This is a genomic window from Kosakonia sp. PSU_27 (assembly GCF_039409795.1).
Classification (GTDB): Bacteria; Pseudomonadota; Gammaproteobacteria; order Enterobacterales; family Enterobacteriaceae; genus Kosakonia.
Window position 1 is genome coordinate 121,415 of record NZ_JBCIVK010000004.1, and the last position, 17,766, is coordinate 139,180.

Sequence of the window (17,766 nt, forward strand, 5' to 3'; positions counted from 1 at the left end):
AGTGAGGCGAGTCAGTCGAACAAAGGTTATGCGGAGGATTGATTTGTCGCAATGATTGACACGATTCCGCTTGACGCTGCGTAAGGTTTTTGTAATTTTACAGCCAACCTTTTATTCACTAACAAATAGCTGGTGGAATATATGACTATCAAAGTAGGTATCAACGGTTTTGGCCGTATCGGTCGCATTGTTTTCCGTGCTGCTCAGGAACGTTCTGACATCGAAATCGTTGGTATCAACGATCTGTTGGACGCTGATTACATGGCGTACATGCTGAAGTATGACTCCACTCACGGTCGTTTCAACGGTACCGTAGAAGTGAAAGACGGCCACCTGGTTGTTAACGGCAAAACCATCCGTGTTACTGCTGAGAAAGACCCGGCTAACCTGAAATGGAACGAAATCGGCGTTGACGTTGTTGCTGAAGCTACCGGTATCTTCCTGACCGACGAAACCGCTCGTAAACACATCACCGCTGGCGCGAAAAAAGTTGTTCTGACAGGCCCGTCCAAAGACAACACCCCGATGTTCGTACGTGGCGCTAACTTCGACAAATATGCTGGCCAGGACATCGTTTCCAACGCTTCCTGCACCACTAACTGCCTGGCTCCGCTGGCAAAAGTTATCAACGACAACTTCGGCATCATCGAAGGTCTGATGACTACTGTTCACGCGACCACCGCCACTCAGAAAACCGTTGATGGCCCGTCTCACAAAGACTGGCGCGGCGGCCGCGGCGCATCCCAGAACATCATCCCGTCCTCTACCGGTGCTGCTAAAGCTGTAGGTAAAGTACTGCCGGAACTGAACGGCAAACTGACTGGTATGGCGTTCCGCGTTCCGACTCCGAACGTATCTGTTGTTGACCTGACCGTTCGTCTGGAAAAAGCTGCGTCCTACGAAGAAATCAAGAAAGCCATCAAAGCCGCTTCTGAAGGCCCGATGAAAGGCGTTCTGGGTTACACCGAAGACGACGTGGTTTCTACCGATTTCAACGGTGAAGTTTGCACTTCCGTGTTCGATGCTAAAGCTGGTATCGCACTGAACGACAACTTCGTGAAACTGGTTTCCTGGTACGACAACGAAACTGGTTACTCCAACAAAGTTCTGGATCTGATCGCTCACATCTCCAAATAAGTTGAGATGAGAACATGATCTGAAAGAGCGACTTCGGTCGCTCTTTTTTTGTTTTGAAGACAGAGGATTGCGTTAATGATTAATAAAATTTTTGCACTTCCGGTAGTCGAACAAATTACCTCTACTCTCACCCTGCGCAAAATGGACGAGCTGGACGTTATCGTCGTTGACCATCCGCAGGTTAAAGGTTCATTCGCCTTACAGGGCGCACATCTGCTCTCATGGAAACCGCAGGGCGAAGAAGAAGTCCTGTGGCTGAGCGGCAACACGCCGTTTAAAAATGGCGTCGCACTGCGCGGCGGCGTGCCGGTCTGCTGGCCGTGGTTCGGCCCGGCAAAACAGCAAGGCCTGCCAGCGCATGGTTTTGCGCGCAATCTGCCATGGGTGCTGAAGGCGCATAACGAAGACGCCAGCGGCGTTGTGCTGACCTTTGAACTGCAGAGCAGCGATGCATCGCGCAAATTCTGGCCACACGACTTTACGGTGTATGCCCGCTATAAACTGGGCGCGACCTGCGAAATGGAGCTGGAAGCTCATGGTGAGTTTGAAACCACCTCGGCGCTGCACACCTATTTCAATGTCGGTGATATCGCAGCCGTAAAAGTGAGTGGTCTTGGCGATCGCTTTATCGACAAAGTCAACGATGCGAAAGAAGATGTACTGGCCGATGGTATACAGACGTTCCCGGATCGCACCGACCGCGTCTATCTGAATGCGGAAGCCTGCAGCCTGATCCACGACAGCGCGCTTAACCGCACCATTGAAGTCATCCACAGCCATAACGCTAATGTCGTGGCGTGGAACCCCGGCCCGGCACTCTCCGTCAGCATGACTGACATGCCGGATGACGGTTACAAAACGTTTGTCTGTGTGGAATCGGTTAACGCGACCGTGCCGCAGAAAACCACTGAAGAGAAGCCGTCCCGCCTGGCGCAGACTATCCGCGTCGTTAAACGCTGATCCTGCCGACCCTCTCCCGACAGGAGAGGGTTATTACTCCTGTCACACCACGTCGAGTGGCGTTTTACGGCCTGGTGCCGGGAACGCGTTGTCCAGCCGTATTAACTCGTCGCTGCTTAACGTGATATTCAATGCCGCCGCATTTTCCTGCACATGCACCACGCTGGACGCCTTGGGAATGGCAATCACGCCCCGGTGGCTAATCACCCATGCCAGTAAAATTTGCGCAGCACTCACCCCATGAGCCGCGGCAATCTCGCGCACCGTGCTGTTTTCCAGCAAACCATCGCGCAGGCGGCCAGCCTGAGCCAGCGGACAATAGGCCATCACTGGCATTGCCCGTTGCTGGCACCACGGCAGCAGATCATATTCAATGCCGCGTGAACCAAGATGATACAGCACCTGATTTGTCGCACAGGCGTCCCCGCCGCGCACGCCCATCAGCTCCTGCATATCACTGTGATCCAGATTTGAAACGCCCCAGCGGCGTATTTTGCCCTGCGCGATCAGCGTTTCCATCACCTCGACGGTTTCAGCGAGGGAGTAGTTACCACGCCAGTGCAGCAGATAGAGATCGAGAACCTCTGTTTTCAGGCGACGCAGGCTGGCTTCGCAAGCCGCGATGGCTTTCTTGCCGCCCGCATTCCATGGATAAACTTTGGAAACCAGGAACACCTTGTCACGCAAACCGCCCTGTAAGGCTTCGCCGACCACTTCTTCCGCTCCGCCGTCAGCGTACATTTCCGCCGTATCAATCAACGTTAATCCCAGATCGACACCCGCGCGCAGCGCATCCACTTCTTTATGACGCAGTCGCGTGTTTTCCCCCATGTACCATGTGCCCTGGCCAATGGCGGGTTGCGAAACCTGTCCTGCAAAAAACACTTTTTTGTCTGCCATATTCTCCTCCTGCTAAACGTTGCACCGTAAAGCAAAACAGGGCCAATGGCCCTGTTTTATTGCACAGATCGCACTATTCAACTGCACAATCAGAAGCGGTACGTCACCCCGGTAGACAACAGACCGCCCCAGGATTTATCCACCATCGGGCTGTCTTTGATCTCATCCGACAGATGGGTGTAACGGCCCGTGCCGTACACGGTCCAGCTGTCCGTCAGACGGTAGCTGACCGTTAGCTCCAGATAGGGACTCCAGCCATTATCCGGATCGTAGCTTTTCAGCCCGCTGCGACGCGCTTCATCGCGCGACACACCGTAGTAGTATTGGTTCAGGTTATCGCTGGCCCACTCAACACCGACGCCCGGCGTGACGCTCAGCGCACCATTGTTGTAGTTGTACAACCAGCCGATGTCCCACAGAACACCGTTGCTGTTATCCAGCACATCGCCCGCCAGTGTGGTGCGCAGGAAACCGTACTCGGTATTGTGAATGTATGAAAGCCCCGCCATCATCGTCGCTTTACGGCGATCCAACTGACGCAACTGGTTATTATCACTGTCTTTTGGTTTGAACTCCCATGGGAAGTAAAACGCGGTGATGGAGAGTTTATCCACCTGGTCATTCCACAGGTAATAACCGCCGCCTAAGCCGCGAAACCAGAAATTATCACTTTCATAGGTGATAACAGGAACCGGCAGGACACGTTTATCATACTGTTTATACGGGGATTCAACGACGCCTACGCCAGCGCCCAGTGAAAAGGTATTTTCTGCATTTGCTGCAAAAGCGCAGGACGCGGTCAGCACGCCCAGTGCCACGAGTTTGATTTTGGTCACAGTCCTTTCTTTCCTGTAGTCAAATAATTGGCGCAAGAAGTTTAACCGCCCGCGCCAGCCTACCCAAATTTTTTTACCTAAACATTACAAAAAAACGCAAATTCGATAGGCGAAAAGCCCGCCATCATCGGGGGCAATAAAACACTTCCCCCTCTGTTCATTAAACCTGTTCGGCCATTTCTGGTGATAAATGACGCGCTGTACATACCGTTACACGGCAGTGCTCATCATCTGTCATAAGGCTGGTATATAGTGTCGCGGAAACAGAGATCAATTCCTCTGTAATGTAAAAAAACAACATATTTTAAACAAATGAATATCAAGTAGTTTTAATTTTATAATGAAAATCAAAAATACTTTCTGCCTACATTTCCTGATGGCGTTTCTCGCCATCCTGTTCCTCTGCGTTCATCCGCTGTTGACCCGTTTTGATCCGCCGCTTAAATTCCAGCCGCTGATTAAAGCAATGGACGGTACGGCAAAAGAACAGGCGGAAAAAATAGCCACTATTTCTCATGCCCTGCAGGGTAATGCGATTTTTTTCATCGGCGCATCGGAAGTCGCCACCTCAGAAGATGAACCTTACGCTGTATATAATTACCTTAATAATGATTTACACCGTAATGTTGTTGCATTTGGCGACAGTTTTGATGATAGCGTCACCCATTTTCTTCTGCTGTCTCGCTTTAAGAATGACCTTAACGCAAACAGTAAAGTCGTTTTACTGCTCGCGCCCGATAGTTTTTATTCAACCGGCGTACCTCCGGCTATTTTCGCGAATAATTTTCCGGCACCGGTTTTTAATCCTTTAATGCAGGATGAACAAACACGACCATTCCTGGTCAACTACTTACGCCATATCAATAAAAAAGAGACCAGCCATTTAACCTTTGAACAAATGAAAATTGCTGGCTGGGATCTGGATAATATCTGGCAAGAAGTCAGTTACGAATTTGCTAATTTCTGCACACTGATTAAAAACGACTGGCTGGCGTTGCTGGACGTTGAAGCGTCACCCGCACGCCCCTGGCCTGTACAACCCGCTGTTGATATCACGCCGAACTGGGAACATGAACTGGCCCACGCCCGCGAACTGAACGAGGCGCGCCAGGAAAGCGCAGACACCTTGTGGATGGACAAAACGGTTTATCAACCCGGCGAAAAACCAGAAGTATGGGACGATTCGCCCGTTGAGCCGGAACAGTTGAAAGCGTTTCGCGCCATGATTAAGTTGCTGAAAGAGCGCCACGTTCAGGTGGTAGTCATTATCGATGCGATAAACCGTCGTGCGGTGCAAAACCCTGAGCTGGTGCAGCCTGCAGTAACGCAAACCACCGCCATCCTGAAAGAAAACCAGATCCCCTATTTTGATATGTACTCCATGCCGTATCAGGACGGCTGGAACTGGGATCGCCTGCATCCCACCGATCTGGCATGGGTACCGATGGACCGCTTTATTATTGAGAGTTTTAAACGATGAAATACGCTATTCGCCTGTTTTTCCTTTATCTCTTACTGGCGGTCACCGTTATCGCGTGGTCCTCTGTTGATGAAAGCATGAATTTAAAAGTGCACTTTGAATATCAAAAGTTCTGAGGAATGAATGATGTACAGCTCCGGAACCTTTTTCTTTTTTCTCTTTTCCTCGGCGTTGTTATTTGCGCTGGTTAACCGCGTGCTGCGCTATCGGTTAACTTACTTATGCGCTTTTTCCGTGCTGGCGGCCTTTGGCTGGGGATATATATTTCAGGGCGACTATATCGTTCCCGTCGCGGTTTTTATCAGCTTTTATATTCTCGTCACCTTAAAAGAGAAAGGCTGGTTAAAAACCTGGCAGGCGGTAAGTTTGACGTTAGTGCCTTTGTTAGCGGTGAAATTACACCTGAATAACCATTGGGGCATGATTGGCTTATCTTTTATGACCTTTCGCGCCATCGATGTTTTGCTCTATCGCAATAAAAAAGACGGCAACAATGTTTTGCACTACTTCTGTTACCTGTTTATGCCGTTTATTATTCTGGCCGGCCCAATGTACCGCTGGCGGACGTGGATAACGGATATTAATAAACCGGTGTTTACGCTCACGCGTGAGCAATTTCTCATAGCCGCAGAGCAAATTTTCACCGGCATCGTGCAGAAATTTTTATTCGCCATGCTGATCGATAACCTGGTGATCCAGGACTGGAGCCACCGCCCGTTTACATTAAGTGTCGGCGTCGTGATGTCGCTCGCCTACAGCGCTTACCTCTATTTTGATTTCGCCGGTTACAGCAATATGGCCATCGGTGCCGCTCGTCTGTTTGGCCTCAACGTTCCGGCAAACTTTAATATGCCGATTCTGGCGAAAAACCCGCAGGATTTCTGGCGTCGTTTCCACATCAGCCTTTCAGAGTGGCTGCGCGATGTGGTGTTTATGCCGATTTATATGAATTTAATGAAGCTCGACTTTTTCCGTCAGAACAAAACACTGGCGCAGAATATTGGTATTTTCTGCACGCTGTTTTGTATGGGGGCATGGAACGGGCTCGAACGGCACTATGTGATTAGCGGCGCGCTGTTTGGCGCCATTTCTGTGGCGCACAACATGCTGCTGTGGTCAGCCAAACGTAGCCCGGTGCTGAACCGCTGGCTGCAATTTCCCTCGATCCTCTTTTTGGGACGCCTGTTAACGCTGGCAAGCGCTGCGGCATCTCTTTACATTTTTAGCGGAATGTCACCTCTATGAACCTACACTCTGACCTCCAGGCGCTGCAGGATTTCCTGCGTGCGGCATTACTCGATCCCGCCCGCCCGCATCAGTTAGCGATAAGCGGCAGCGATGAAGCACTTAACTGGCAACAGCTCTCTGGCGCGGTGACAGACTGGGCCGAAGGCTATCAGCGCTGTCAGCCTTCGCCGGCGACGCCAGTGGTGTTGTACGGCCACCAGCAGGCGGAATTCGCCGTCGCTATCTATAGCTGCCTGCTGCATAACATTCCTTACATTCCGGTAGATTGCATCTACCCGCAGGAACGGCTGAAAGAGATTTGCCATCTCGCCAGCGCGCCGTACTACTACGACGTAGCGACCCGGCAGTTTGTGCCGACCGGTGAAATCGCCCAGCCGCTGGCAGAGCCGGATCTCGCCTATATCATGTTCACCTCCGGCAGCACGGGTAAACCGAAAGGCGTGCAGATCGGCCGTGAAAGCGTGTGGCACTTTATGCAGTGGGTGCGTCAGGATTTTGCCTTGCCGGAAGTACCGGTACTGATGAATCACGCGGTGTTCAGCTTTGACCTGTCACTGATCCCATTGCTGGCAAACCTGGCAACCGGCGGCCATATTGTGCTGAATGCCAAAGAGGATATCGCGGCAGAAAACTGGCTTGAGCGCCTGAAAAGTAACGCGGTCTCAGTCTGGGTATCCACCCCCTCTTTCGCTTACCAGAAACTGCTCTCGCCGCAATTCAACAGTGATTATTTGCCCGCGCTCGGCGTGTTTGTGTTTATCGGCGAAGTGCTAAACAAAGCGCTGGTCAAACAGCTTCGCCGCCGCTTCCCGCAGGCCAAAATCCTCAACTCCTACGGCCCGACCGAAGCGACTATCGCCACTACCGTTGTCGAAATCACGGACGACATCCTCGCCAGCGAAAACGATCTGCTGCCGGTCGGCACCATGATGCCGGAGAGCAGAATGGAGATTACCGCCGACGGTGAGCTGGTTATTTGGGGCAAAAACGTGATGCGCGGTTATCTCGGCCTGCCGCAGGAGAACGCGGCGAAACTGCTGCACCGTGAGGGCGAAGCCTGGCGCGGCTACAAGACCGGTGATCTGGGCTACGAAGATGGGCTTATTTACTGCCAGGGCCGCAACGACAGCCAGATCAAGCTCAACGGTTATCGCATCGAAATTAACGAGATTGAAAACCGCCTGCTGGCGATGTCCGGCATTCGTGAAGCGGTGGTATTACCGCTAATGAAAGCGGGCGGCGGCGTGCTGCGTATCGCGGCATTCTGCGTAACAAATCTGGCGCCGGACGCGATTAAACACTCGCTTTCACAGGTGGTACCGCCATACATGGTGCCGTCGCAAATCATCATCCAGGAGGCTTTGCCGCTGAACCCTAACGGCAAAATCGACCGCAAACTGCTGGACACCCATGCCCGCAGCAACTGAATACACAGGAAAAATCATGGAACAAGAAATTCTCGCGCTGTTTGAAAAGATTTTATCCCGCAAAGTGGGCTTTCACGATGAGCTGATTGAGTCCGATATTCTCGACTCCATCCTCGCCGTCGATATGGTGCTGGAAGTGCAGGACGTTTACGGCTGCATGATCCCACCAACAGAAGTCGCCAGCGTGCTGAAAACCCCAGCGGATCTCGCGCAATACATTGAAGAGCACCGCAGCTAACATGTCATTTTACGGTGCCGGGCATTGCCGCCTGGCACCGCGTCTTTTGTTTTGCTGGCGACAACCGCCCTGTTAATCCTGCCTGTCATCATCCTTTAACACAGCTCGCGTACTTCTGTTGTCGATAATCTTTCCGCTTCGGCGAAGTGACCATGACGGCGTCACTTTTTCTATACTTGCGATCCCGCACATCCTGTAAAAATTTACCAACATTCGCCTGATGTAAAATGTTGGCATTTTCCAATGCAGAATCTCGATATCAAATATAAAAAATCTGTATAAATCCAACTCAATAGATATTTAATCCAAATAGAGAGCAAAAAAAGGGCCTCTGCCATCAGAATCTTCTTCAGCGATAACTTGATCAAAGCTGGATACACGCTCATAACAAATAGGACGGAGCATAATTTTTATCCCGTTGGTTTGCGACGCTAAAAGTGGAAAAACTGATAGCTGTACTGTTCCCACAGATTACGAAAGGACGGCATGCCATGAATATATTCGATCACTATCGCCAGCGTTATGAAGCTGCCAAGGACGAAGAGTTCACTCTGCAGGAGTTTCTTGCCATCTGTAAGCAAGATCGCAGCGCCTATGCGAATGCTGCTGAAAGGCTGCTGATGGCCATAGGGGAACCTGTGATGGTAGACACTGCCCAGGAGCCACGGCTTTCCCGTCTCTTTTCGAACCGGGTTATCGGACGCTACCCCGCGTTCGAGGAATTTTATGGAATGGAAGAGGCGATTGAGCAAATTGTCTCGTACCTTAAACACGCTGCGCAGGGTCTGGAAGAGAAGAAACAGATCCTCTATCTGCTCGGCCCGGTGGGCGGGGGTAAATCGTCCCTGGCCGAACGCCTGAAATCCTTAATGCAGCGGGTGCCAATTTACGTGCTGAGCGCCAATGGCGAGCGCAGCCCGGTTAACGACCACCCGTTGTGCCTGTTTAACCCGCAGGAAGACGCACAGATCCTGGAAAAAGAGTACAGCGTCCCGCGCCGTTATCTCGGCACGATCATGTCGCCGTGGGCCGCCAAACGCCTGCACGAGTTTGGCGGAGATATCAGCAAATTCCGCGTGGTAAAAGTCTGGCCGTCGATTCTGGAACAGATTGCGATTGCCAAAACAGAACCGGGCGATGAGAACAACCAGGACATTTCGGCGCTGGTCGGTAAAGTGGATATCCGCAAACTGGAAAACCACGCGCAAAACGATCCAGACGCCTATGGCTACTCCGGCGCGCTGTGCCGGGCGAACCAGGGCATCATGGAGTTCGTCGAAATGTTTAAAGCGCCGATCAAGGTGCTGCACCCACTGCTGACCGCCACGCAGGAGGGCAACTACAACGGTACGGAAGGCATCTCCGCCCTGCCGTTTAACGGCATCATCCTCGCCCACTCGAACGAATCCGAATGGGTGCAGTTCCGTAACAACAAAAACAACGAGGCGTTCCTTGACCGTGTTTACATCGTCAAAGTGCCTTATTGCTTGCGCATCTCGGAAGAGATGAAAATTTACGAAAAACTGCTCAACCACAGTGAGCTCTCCCATGCGCCGTGCGCACCGGGAACGCTCGAAACGCTGGCCCGTTTCTCGATTCTTTCGCGTCTGAAAGAACCGGAAAACTCCAGCATCTACTCGAAAATGCGTGTCTACGACGGTGAAAGCCTGAAAGATACCGATCCGAAAGCGAAGTCCTATCAGGAATACCGCGATTACGCCGGTGTTGATGAAGGGATGAACGGTCTGTCGACACGTTTTGCCTTTAAGATCCTCTCACGTGTGTTCAACTTTGACCACGTCGAAGTGGCAGCCAACCCGGTGCACCTGTTCTACGTACTGGAACAACAAATTGAACGTGAGCAGTTCCCGCAGGAGCTGGCTGAACGTTACCTGGAATTCCTGAAAGGCTATCTGATCCCGAAATACGCCGAGTTTATCGGCAAAGAGATCCAGACCGCTTACCTCGAATCCTATTCCGAATATGGACAGAACATCTTCGATCGTTATGTCACCTATGCGGATTTCTGGATCCAGGATCAGGAGTACCGCGACCCGGATACCGGCCAGTTGTTTGACCGTGAATCCCTGAACGCGGAACTGGAAAAAATTGAAAAACCGGCCGGGATCAGCAACCCGAAAGATTTCCGTAATGAGATCGTTAACTTCGTGCTGCGCGCCCGCGCTAACAACAACGGACGCAACCCGAACTGGACCAGCTACGAAAAACTGCGCACGGTTATCGAGAAGAAAATGTTCTCGAACACCGAAGAGCTGTTGCCGGTGATTTCGTTCAATGCCAAAACCTCTACCGACGAGCAGAAAAAGCACGACGATTTTGTCGACCGTATGATGGAGAAAGGCTACACCCGCAAACAGGTTCGCCTGTTGTGCGAATGGTATCTGCGTGTACGTAAATCATCATAACAACGCGCTGGCCGCGCCCTGTGCGCGGCCAGTTGCAACGTTGGCATACGCAGCGGGAGGGAACTATGACCTGGTTCATTGACCGGCGTTTGAACGGTAAAAATAAAAGCACGGTTAACCGCCAGCGATTTTTACGCCGTTATAAAGCGCAAATAAAGCAGTCGATCTCCGAAGCGATCAACAAGCGTTCGGTAACCGACGTGGAGAATGGCGAATCCGTCTCCATCCCGACGGAAGATATCAGCGAACCGATGTTCCATCAGGGGCGCGGCGGCCTGCGCCACCGCGTACATCCGGGAAACGATCATTTTGTGCAAAATGACCGCATCGAGCGCCCCCAAGGCGGCGGTGGTGGTGGCGGCGGCGGCCAGGGCGAAGCCAGCCCTGACGGCGAAGGCCAGGATGAGTTTGTTTTCCAGATCTCCAAAGATGAGTATCTCGATTTGCTGTTTGAGGATCTGGCGCTGCCGAACCTGAAAAAGAACCAGCAACGGCAGCTTAATGAGTTCAAAACGCACCGCGCGGGCTACACCGCCAATGGCGTACCGGCGAATATCAGCGTTGTGCGTTCGTTGCAAAACTCGCTGGCGCGCCGCACCGCCATGACGGCAGGAAAACGTCGTGAGCTGCGCGAACTGGAAAGCAGCCTCGAGACGGTGGCAAAAAGCGAACCTGCACAATTACTTGAAGAGGAGCGTCTGCGTAAAGAGATTGCCGAACTGCGGGCAAAAATTGAGCGCGTACCGTTTATCGACACCTTTGATTTACGCTACAAAAACTACGAAAAACGGCCTGAACCTTCCAGCCAGGCGGTGATGTTCTGCCTGATGGACGTTTCCGGTTCGATGGATCAAGCGACCAAAGATATGGCCAAGCGTTTTTACATTCTGCTCTATCTGTTCCTGAGCCGAACCTATAAAAACGTCGAAGTGGTCTATATCCGCCATCATACGCAGGCGAAAGAGGTGGATGAACATGAGTTCTTCTACTCGCAGGAAACAGGCGGCACCATTGTTTCCAGCGCGCTGAAACTGATGGATGAAGTGGTTAAAGAGCGTTACGACCCGGCGCAATGGAATATTTACGCCGCGCAGGCGTCGGACGGCGATAACTGGGCGGACGACTCACCGCTGTGTCACGAAATCCTGGCGAAGAAGATCCTGCCGGTGGTGCGTTACTACAGCTATATCGAGATCACCCGCCGGGCGCACCAGACGTTATGGCGCGAATATGAACACCTGCAAACGATGTTCGATAATTTCGCCATCCAGCATATTCGCGATCAGGAGGATATCTACCCGGTATTCCGCGAACTTTTCCATAAACAAACGACATCCACCAGCTAACCTTCCGCAGCCGGAACCCTTTCCGGCTGCCTCTCTTTATTGCGCATCTGCGTAAAAAAACCGCATTTCGCCGGGCTAATGGCTGAATTGCCGTACAAAATAGCGGCTATTTACCCTCTTGCCTGCGCGTAAATGTGGCACAGTAATCCCATCGAAACATTTGTGGCACGGCGGGCGTGGATAACGTTTACGTCGGTGCTGTTGCGCTCAGTTCATCCTGTGAACGCCTTGAGCCTGGTAGCATATGGCTGCCGTTTGAAAAGAAACTAACAGTACACACAAAAAGCGTTGTTTGTAGTGCTTGTATTTTTTCGCCGCCTCTTTAGGGCGGCTTTTTTATTTTCATCTCCCGGTGCGTGAATTATTCTTAATCTTCAACGTCTTCATCGGGAGTGAATATGTCTGAAATTGCCAGCCGTAACATCCACCAGCATTTGATAAACCTGCTTGAACAGCACGACGCGCGCTTTCGCGTTGTTGAACACGAGGCCGTCGGCAAATGCGAGGCCGTCAGTGAAATTCGCGGTACCGCGCTGGGCCAGGGCGCAAAAGCGCTGCTGTGTAAGATCAAAGGTAACGGGGTGAAAAAGCATGTGCTGGCGATCCTGGCCGCCGACTTACAGGCCGACCTTTCCCGCTTAGCGCAGCACTTTGGTGGCAGTAAAGCCTCGCTGGCAAGCCCGGCGGAAGTGGATGCGTTAACGGCGTGCGTATTTGGCGCCATTCCCCCGTTCAGCTTTCACCCGGATCTGCATCTGGTCGCCGACCCGGTACTGTTTCAGCGCTTTGATGACATCGCGTTTAACGCCGGGTTACTGGAGAAATCGGTAATCATGAATACCGGCGACTACCTGCGCATCGCCAGGCCGGAACTGGTGGATTTTCGCCGCGAATAACGCGCTTGTGCGGCTTACCAGCCGCTCCTTTCCAGAATCAAGACGGAAATCACCAGCCCGGCGGCCAGCGTGAAGAACAGGGCGGTGATAATCAACACATCTGAAGGCATGATGGTAACTCGCAAAGGCCTGTCGGTGCCTAATTCATATCTCTGAATTATGAATCGTTGATGACAATTCAGCTGACTTTTGATTAAAAACCGCCCTTCGCTTCTGGCAACTGCCTGAAATTATCTGCCTGCACGAAAAAAGCCTGTTTCATCACCGGTTTATGCGTAGAGTAAACAGGTTTCTTTGTTGGCAAGGAATTTCTGATGTTTGATACCACGCTGTTTATTCTGCTGGCGCTCGCGGCGCTGGGTTTTGTCAGCCATAACACCACCGTTGCGGTCTCTATTCTGGTGTTGATCATTGTGCGCATTACCCCGCTCAACACCTTCTTTCCGTGGATTGAAAAGCAGGGGCTGACCGTTGGCATTATTATCCTCACCATTGGCGTGATGGCGCCGATCGCCAGCGGCTCATTGCCGCCCTCGACGCTGCTGCACTCGTTTGTGAACTGGAAATCGCTGGTGGCGATTGCGGTTGGTGTTTTTGTCTCGTGGCTGGGTGGACGCGGCGTAACGTTGATGAGTTCACAACCGTCGCTGGTGGCGGGATTACTGGTCGGCACCGTGTTGGGTGTGGCCCTGTTCCGGGGCGTTCCGGTCGGGCCACTGATTGCTGCCGGGTTGGTTTCGCTGCTAATTGGCCGGCAGTGAGTGACGCCGCTGCCACTGTTTGACCGTAAACTCCAGCGCGCTGCACAGCAGGTAATAGACCAGGCCGGTAAAGACAAACAGCGCGGCAGGATAGACCTGCACCCGGTTATTCACCTGGCCTGCGACTGTCGTCAGTTCCGGTACGTTGACAATAAACGCCAGCGAGGTGTCTTTCAGCAGCGCGATAAGCAAACCGATATACGACGGCAACGCGTTGCGTAATGCCTGCGGCAACAGCACCAGCCACAGGATTTGCGCACTGCCAAACCCGCTACTGAGCGCGGCTTCGTACTGCCCTTTCGGCAGCGCTCCAAGCGCGGCAAGGGTCGAATACATCACCGCCGCCGAGGTAAACCACGCCAGCGCCAGCGTCACGGTCACCGCACCGGGGAGATCGGCGCCGGTTAACCATGGCAGTAAAAACCACAGCCAGAAGATCACGAAGATCAGCGGAATGCCGCGAATCAGCTCCGCCCAGAGAAAGAGCACTTTGCGTGGCCAGCCGCGAAACCGCCATGCGCAACACGCCAGCAGCACACCACCGGGAAAGGCCAGAATCGCCGCGCCGACGGTCATCAGCAGCGATAACAGTACCCCGCCCGGCTCGCCCTGCGCCGCTCGCCCCCACAGTAAGTAATCGAGGTTATCGGTGATCACGGTGATGTTAGCGATCATGTTGCACCTCCGCTGCACGGCGCAGCGCCCGCCAGTTACGTGGCAGGTTGAACAACACGCTCATCACCAGCCCCAGCAGCAAATAGAGCGCGCTGCCGATGGCAAACGCTTCCAGCGCGTGGGCGTTAAAACTCTCGATCTGCCGGGTCTGGTAGGTTAATTCCCCCAGCCCGATACCGGTCGCCAGCGAAGAGAGCTTCATCAGATTCAGATACTGCCCCACTACCGGCTGCCAGGAATTTTGTAGTCCCTGCGGCAGCAGCACCCAGCGGAACAACGCCAGCGGGCTAAACCCCTGCGATTGCGCGGCTTCAACCTGTCCACGCGGCACCGCGTGCAAACCCGCCTGGATCTCTTCAACCAGAAAGGCCGCGGTAAACAGCCCCAGCGCCCAGGCCGACGAGAGAAACTCTGGCGTCAACCACCAGACATCGCCCGGCAAAATGCTGAACGCGTGATCGTCGTTAACGTACTGGCGGAAACTCTGCGGCAACACATTCCAGGCGGCGAAATACCAGAACAATAGCTGCACCAGAAGCGGCGTATTGCGAAACAGCGATACCCACGCCGCCACCGCGCCTCGCCCGACCTTGCCACCGGCCAGACGCAGCGCCAGCAGCAGTATCGTTAATACCGTCGCCAGTACGGTTCCCGCTACGGTAACCCAGATGGTGGTAAGAAAACCGGAAATGATCCATTGTGCGGGCTGCCCGGTCAGCACGCCCGCCCAGTCGAGATGCAGCGCCATTACAACTCCTTGCTATCCGCGTGCAGCGGGTTGAGCACTTTCTGTAAAAAGCGCTGCGCGCGCGGGTGCTGCGGGGCAGAAAAGAATTGCGCCGGTGCTGCCTGCTCAAGGATTTCGCCCCCGTCGATAAAGATCACGCGATCGGCGATTTCACGGGCAAACTGCATCTCATGGGTCACCACAATCAGCGTAATGCCGCTGTGCGCCAGCGATTTCATCACCTGCAACACTTCGCCGATCATCTCCGGATCAAGCGCCGAGGTTGGCTCATCAAACAGAATGATATGCGGATCGGCGGCCAGCGTGCGGGCGATTGCCACGCGTTGCTGTTGCCCGCCGGAAAGCTGCGCCGGATAGTGATGCGCTTTATCCTGCAAACCAACGCGCGCCAGTAGCGCCAGCGCGATGGCCTGCGCCTCGGCGGCGGTTTTGCCGTGAATACGGCGTAACGCCAGCGTAATGTTATCCAGCGCGTTGAGGTGGGCATAAAGATTAAACTGCTGAAAAACGAAACCGACATGGCGGCGCAACTCGCGAAGCTGGCGCCCTTTCAGTTGGCTGGTCGGCTGACCGTCAACATAGATCTCCCCGCCGCTCAGGGTTTCGAGTTGGTTAATCAAACGGATAAGCGTTGATTTACCGGAACCCGAAGGCCCGCACACCGCCAACACCTCGCCGGCGGCAACCTGTAAATCAATCGACTTTAATACCACGTTGTCGCCGTAGCGTTTGCTCGCCTGGCGAAACTCCACCGTGCCTTTCGCCACGGGCAACACCTCTGTGGCATCCGCCACAGAGGTAGAAAACAGACCTGCCAGCATAGTTACTTCGCTTCTATGGTAAAGCTGCGTGGAGCGGGCGTTTTGGTTTGCGGACCAAACCAGGTATCGTAGATTTTTGCCGCTTCGCCGTTTTTCTCAAGGTTGACCAGTTCAGTATTCACCGCGTTAAGCAATGCGGTTTCACCTTTACTCACACCGACACCGATCTCCTCTTTGGACAACAAGTCCGGCAGGATTTTGAATTTCGCTTTATCCGGCGCTTCCGCCAGCAAACCGGCCAGAATGGTGCTGTCCTGAGTGATGGCCTGCACGTTGCCGTTACGCAACGCGGTCAGCGCCAGCGGGATATCGTCATAAGCCAGCACGCGAGATTGCGGGAAACGCTGGTGCAGCGTCTGCTCGCCAGTGGTGCCTTTAACCGCGCCAATGCGCGCTTTGCTGTAGGCGTCCAGCTTATCGGCCGCAGTAGCCGGTACGAGGAATTGCTGACCGGTGACAAAATACGGCGTGGAGAAGTCGATCACCTGCGCGCGTTCCGGGGTGATGGTGATATCCGCAACGATCAAATCCACTTTGCCGGATTGCAGAAGCGGAATGCGGTTCGCCGGGTTCGTCGCCACCAGTTGCAGTTTTACGCCGAGGCTTTTTGCCAGCGCTTTGGCAAAATCGACGTCATAACCCACGATGTCATGGGATTTCGCATCGATAGCGCCGAACGGTGGGTTGGCATCAAAGGTTGCCACTTTGACGACGCCTGCGGCTTTGATATCCGCCAGTTTGTCCGCGTGCGCGGAAAAAGAGAGCGCTGAAAGCAGCGCCAGGGCGCTGATTGCGCCTGTTTTTTTCGTATGTGATGAGGTTGCCATGCTAATCCTTATGCCCTGTTATTGTGTTAACGCAGCGCTAAGGTCACACAACCTTATTCATCAGACAAATATCAAAAAGTGCATTGATTATCCGTAAAAGTTATTAAAAACAAACCTCCCATACTTACTGCTTATCTTGCCCGTCCTGGCAGAACAAACATGCCAAATCCACATAAAAACAACGGAATAGAGAGCAGAAAATGTCACGCTTCGCCGAGCGCCGCCAGGTAACGCCCCGGCGTCTGCCCAAGCCCCTTTTTAAACATGGTGATAAACGCGGTCGTCGAGTCATACCCGAGCGCCTGTGCAATATGCTGCACCGGATGTCCGTCAATTAATAACCGTAGCGCGAGGATCAGCTGCATCTGGTGCCGCCAGCGACGAAAGCTTAACCCCGTTTCCCTGACAACCAGCCGCGCCAGATTGCGCTCGCTCATGGCAAACACCTGCGCCCACTGCGCCAGTGTCTGCCTGTCTGCCGGGTTGCTTTCCATGCTGTCGACCATCTGGCGGATCTTCGGGTGTACGGAAACCGGAAGCTGTAAGCGCATTTGCGGCTGTGCCGGCAGTTCATCAAACAGCACCTGCACCAGCCGCTGGGTGGCGGGTTGCCGCCGCTGGGCAGGCGGGCGCGTGGCTAATGTGAGGATCAATTCGCGTACCAGTGCTGAAACTTTGAGCGTACAGCAGTGATCCGGCATCACCACCGACCAGGGTTCAATAAACAGGAAACAGAGCTGCGCATTCGCCGTGGCGCGGTTACTGTGCAGCACCTGCCCGGGAAGCCACATCGCATGATGCGGCGGCACCATCCAGCGGGCATGTTCGACCTCGCAGGTAATCGCGCCTTTCAACGCCAGAATGAGTTGCCCTTTGCGATGGTGATGCGCCGGGATCAATTGTTCACTCTCTTCAACGGTGATGCTGAATGCCACCGCCATTTCCTGCTGGCTATCCGGATCGTAGCCGCCGAGCCCAAGTCCGTGCATTAATTTGTCCGACTTTAGCGATAAAGTGTCATTCTAGCTTGATTCAAACCG

General features: G+C 53.3%; 17 protein-coding genes. 10 read left to right on the plus strand and 7 right to left on the minus strand.

The genetic code is table 11. The features are described from left to right. The first annotated feature begins 141 nt into the window (after positions 1 to 141). Together gapA and AAIG26_RS10570 are read left to right on the plus strand one after the other, a co-directional pair. Positions 142 to 1,137 (plus strand): glyceraldehyde-3-phosphate dehydrogenase, encoded by a 996-nt coding sequence (gene gapA, locus AAIG26_RS10565; protein WP_020454027.1) that lies wholly within the window; start codon positions 142 to 144, stop codon positions 1,135 to 1,137. Between the two features lie 75 nt (positions 1,138 to 1,212). Next, positions 1,213 to 2,097: a D-hexose-6-phosphate mutarotase gene (locus AAIG26_RS10570; RefSeq protein ID WP_343179738.1), complete on the plus strand. Its 885-nt coding sequence runs from the start codon at positions 1,213 to 1,215 to the stop codon at positions 2,095 to 2,097. 42 nt (positions 2,098 to 2,139) lie between these two features. Here AAIG26_RS10570 and AAIG26_RS10575 read toward each other — a convergent pair whose 3' ends face one another. Both AAIG26_RS10575 and AAIG26_RS10580 read right to left on the minus strand, forming a co-directional pair. Beyond that, positions 2,140 to 2,997 (minus strand): aldo/keto reductase, encoded by an 858-nt coding sequence (locus tag AAIG26_RS10575; protein ID WP_343179739.1) that lies wholly within the window; start codon positions 2,995 to 2,997, stop codon positions 2,140 to 2,142. A gap of 89 nt (positions 2,998 to 3,086) precedes the next feature. Then, complete coding sequence (locus AAIG26_RS10580) at positions 3,087 to 3,833, minus strand: MipA/OmpV family protein (RefSeq protein WP_343179740.1); 747 nt, start codon at positions 3,831 to 3,833, stop codon at positions 3,087 to 3,089. Between the two features lie 340 nt (positions 3,834 to 4,173). Here AAIG26_RS10580 and AAIG26_RS10585 point away from each other — a divergent pair, with 340 nt between their 5' ends. The 8 genes from AAIG26_RS10585 (at position 4,174) to AAIG26_RS10620 (ending at position 13,655) form a co-directional block, all read left to right on the plus strand. Beyond that, the gene (locus tag AAIG26_RS10585) at positions 4,174 to 5,313 is read left to right on the plus strand and encodes a D-alanyl-lipoteichoic acid biosynthesis protein DltD (protein ID WP_160270604.1); all 1,140 of its coding nucleotides are present in this window, start codon (positions 4,174 to 4,176) and stop codon (positions 5,311 to 5,313) included. 126 nt (positions 5,314 to 5,439) lie between these two features. Then, positions 5,440 to 6,558, plus strand: a complete 1,119-nt coding sequence (locus AAIG26_RS10590; RefSeq protein WP_343180317.1) for an MBOAT family O-acyltransferase — start codon at positions 5,440 to 5,442, stop codon at positions 6,556 to 6,558. Beyond that, positions 6,555 to 7,988 carry an AMP-binding protein gene (locus tag AAIG26_RS10595; protein WP_343179741.1) on the plus strand — a complete coding sequence of 478 codons (1,434 nt, stop codon included), beginning with the start codon at positions 6,555 to 6,557 and terminating at the stop codon, positions 7,986 to 7,988. Before AAIG26_RS10590 ends, AAIG26_RS10595 begins: the two co-directional genes overlap by 4 nt. 16 nt (positions 7,989 to 8,004) lie before the next feature. Next, positions 8,005 to 8,226: an acyl carrier protein gene (locus tag AAIG26_RS10600; RefSeq protein ID WP_020454034.1), complete on the plus strand. Its 222-nt coding sequence runs from the start codon at positions 8,005 to 8,007 to the stop codon at positions 8,224 to 8,226. 491 nt (positions 8,227 to 8,717) lie between these two features. Further along, complete coding sequence (gene yeaG / locus AAIG26_RS10605; protein WP_020454035.1) at positions 8,718 to 10,652, plus strand: protein kinase YeaG; 1,935 nt, start codon at positions 8,718 to 8,720, stop codon at positions 10,650 to 10,652. A gap of 65 nt (positions 10,653 to 10,717) precedes the next feature. Further along, on the plus strand, positions 10,718 to 11,998 hold the full coding sequence (locus AAIG26_RS10610) for a YeaH/YhbH family protein (RefSeq protein WP_020454036.1): 1,281 nt from the start codon (positions 10,718 to 10,720) through the stop codon (positions 11,996 to 11,998). A gap of 398 nt (positions 11,999 to 12,396) precedes the next feature. Next, on the plus strand, positions 12,397 to 12,894 hold the full coding sequence (locus tag AAIG26_RS10615; RefSeq protein ID WP_020454037.1) for a YbaK/prolyl-tRNA synthetase associated domain-containing protein: 498 nt from the start codon (positions 12,397 to 12,399) through the stop codon (positions 12,892 to 12,894). Between the two features lie 314 nt (positions 12,895 to 13,208). Continuing rightward, a complete protein-coding gene (locus AAIG26_RS10620) occupies positions 13,209 to 13,655 on the plus strand; it encodes a DUF441 domain-containing protein (protein ID WP_020454039.1) in 447 nt (148 codons plus the stop codon). Here AAIG26_RS10620 and AAIG26_RS10625 read toward each other — a convergent pair. From AAIG26_RS10625 to AAIG26_RS10645, 5 genes are all read right to left on the minus strand, one after another. Next, on the minus strand, positions 13,638 to 14,330 hold the full coding sequence (locus AAIG26_RS10625; RefSeq protein ID WP_160270608.1) for an ABC transporter permease subunit: 693 nt from the start codon (positions 14,328 to 14,330) through the stop codon (positions 13,638 to 13,640). The genes AAIG26_RS10620 and AAIG26_RS10625 overlap by 18 nt on opposite strands. Further along, positions 14,320 to 15,078 (minus strand): amino acid ABC transporter permease, encoded by a 759-nt coding sequence (locus AAIG26_RS10630; protein ID WP_343179744.1) that lies wholly within the window; start codon positions 15,076 to 15,078, stop codon positions 14,320 to 14,322. Before AAIG26_RS10630 ends, AAIG26_RS10625 begins: the two co-directional genes overlap by 11 nt. After that, on the minus strand, positions 15,078 to 15,899 hold the full coding sequence (locus AAIG26_RS10635) for an amino acid ABC transporter ATP-binding protein (RefSeq protein WP_160270613.1): 822 nt from the start codon (positions 15,897 to 15,899) through the stop codon (positions 15,078 to 15,080). Before AAIG26_RS10635 ends, AAIG26_RS10630 begins: the two co-directional genes overlap by 1 nt. A 2-nt stretch (positions 15,900 to 15,901) precedes the next feature. Continuing rightward, a complete protein-coding gene (locus AAIG26_RS10640; RefSeq protein WP_045511604.1) occupies positions 15,902 to 16,726 on the minus strand; it encodes an ABC transporter substrate-binding protein in 825 nt (274 codons plus the stop codon). A gap of 203 nt (positions 16,727 to 16,929) precedes the next feature. Then, positions 16,930 to 17,715 carry a helix-turn-helix transcriptional regulator gene (locus AAIG26_RS10645; protein WP_343179745.1) on the minus strand — a complete coding sequence of 262 codons (786 nt, stop codon included), beginning with the start codon at positions 17,713 to 17,715 and terminating at the stop codon, positions 16,930 to 16,932. Positions 17,716 to 17,766 lie beyond the last annotated feature (51 nt).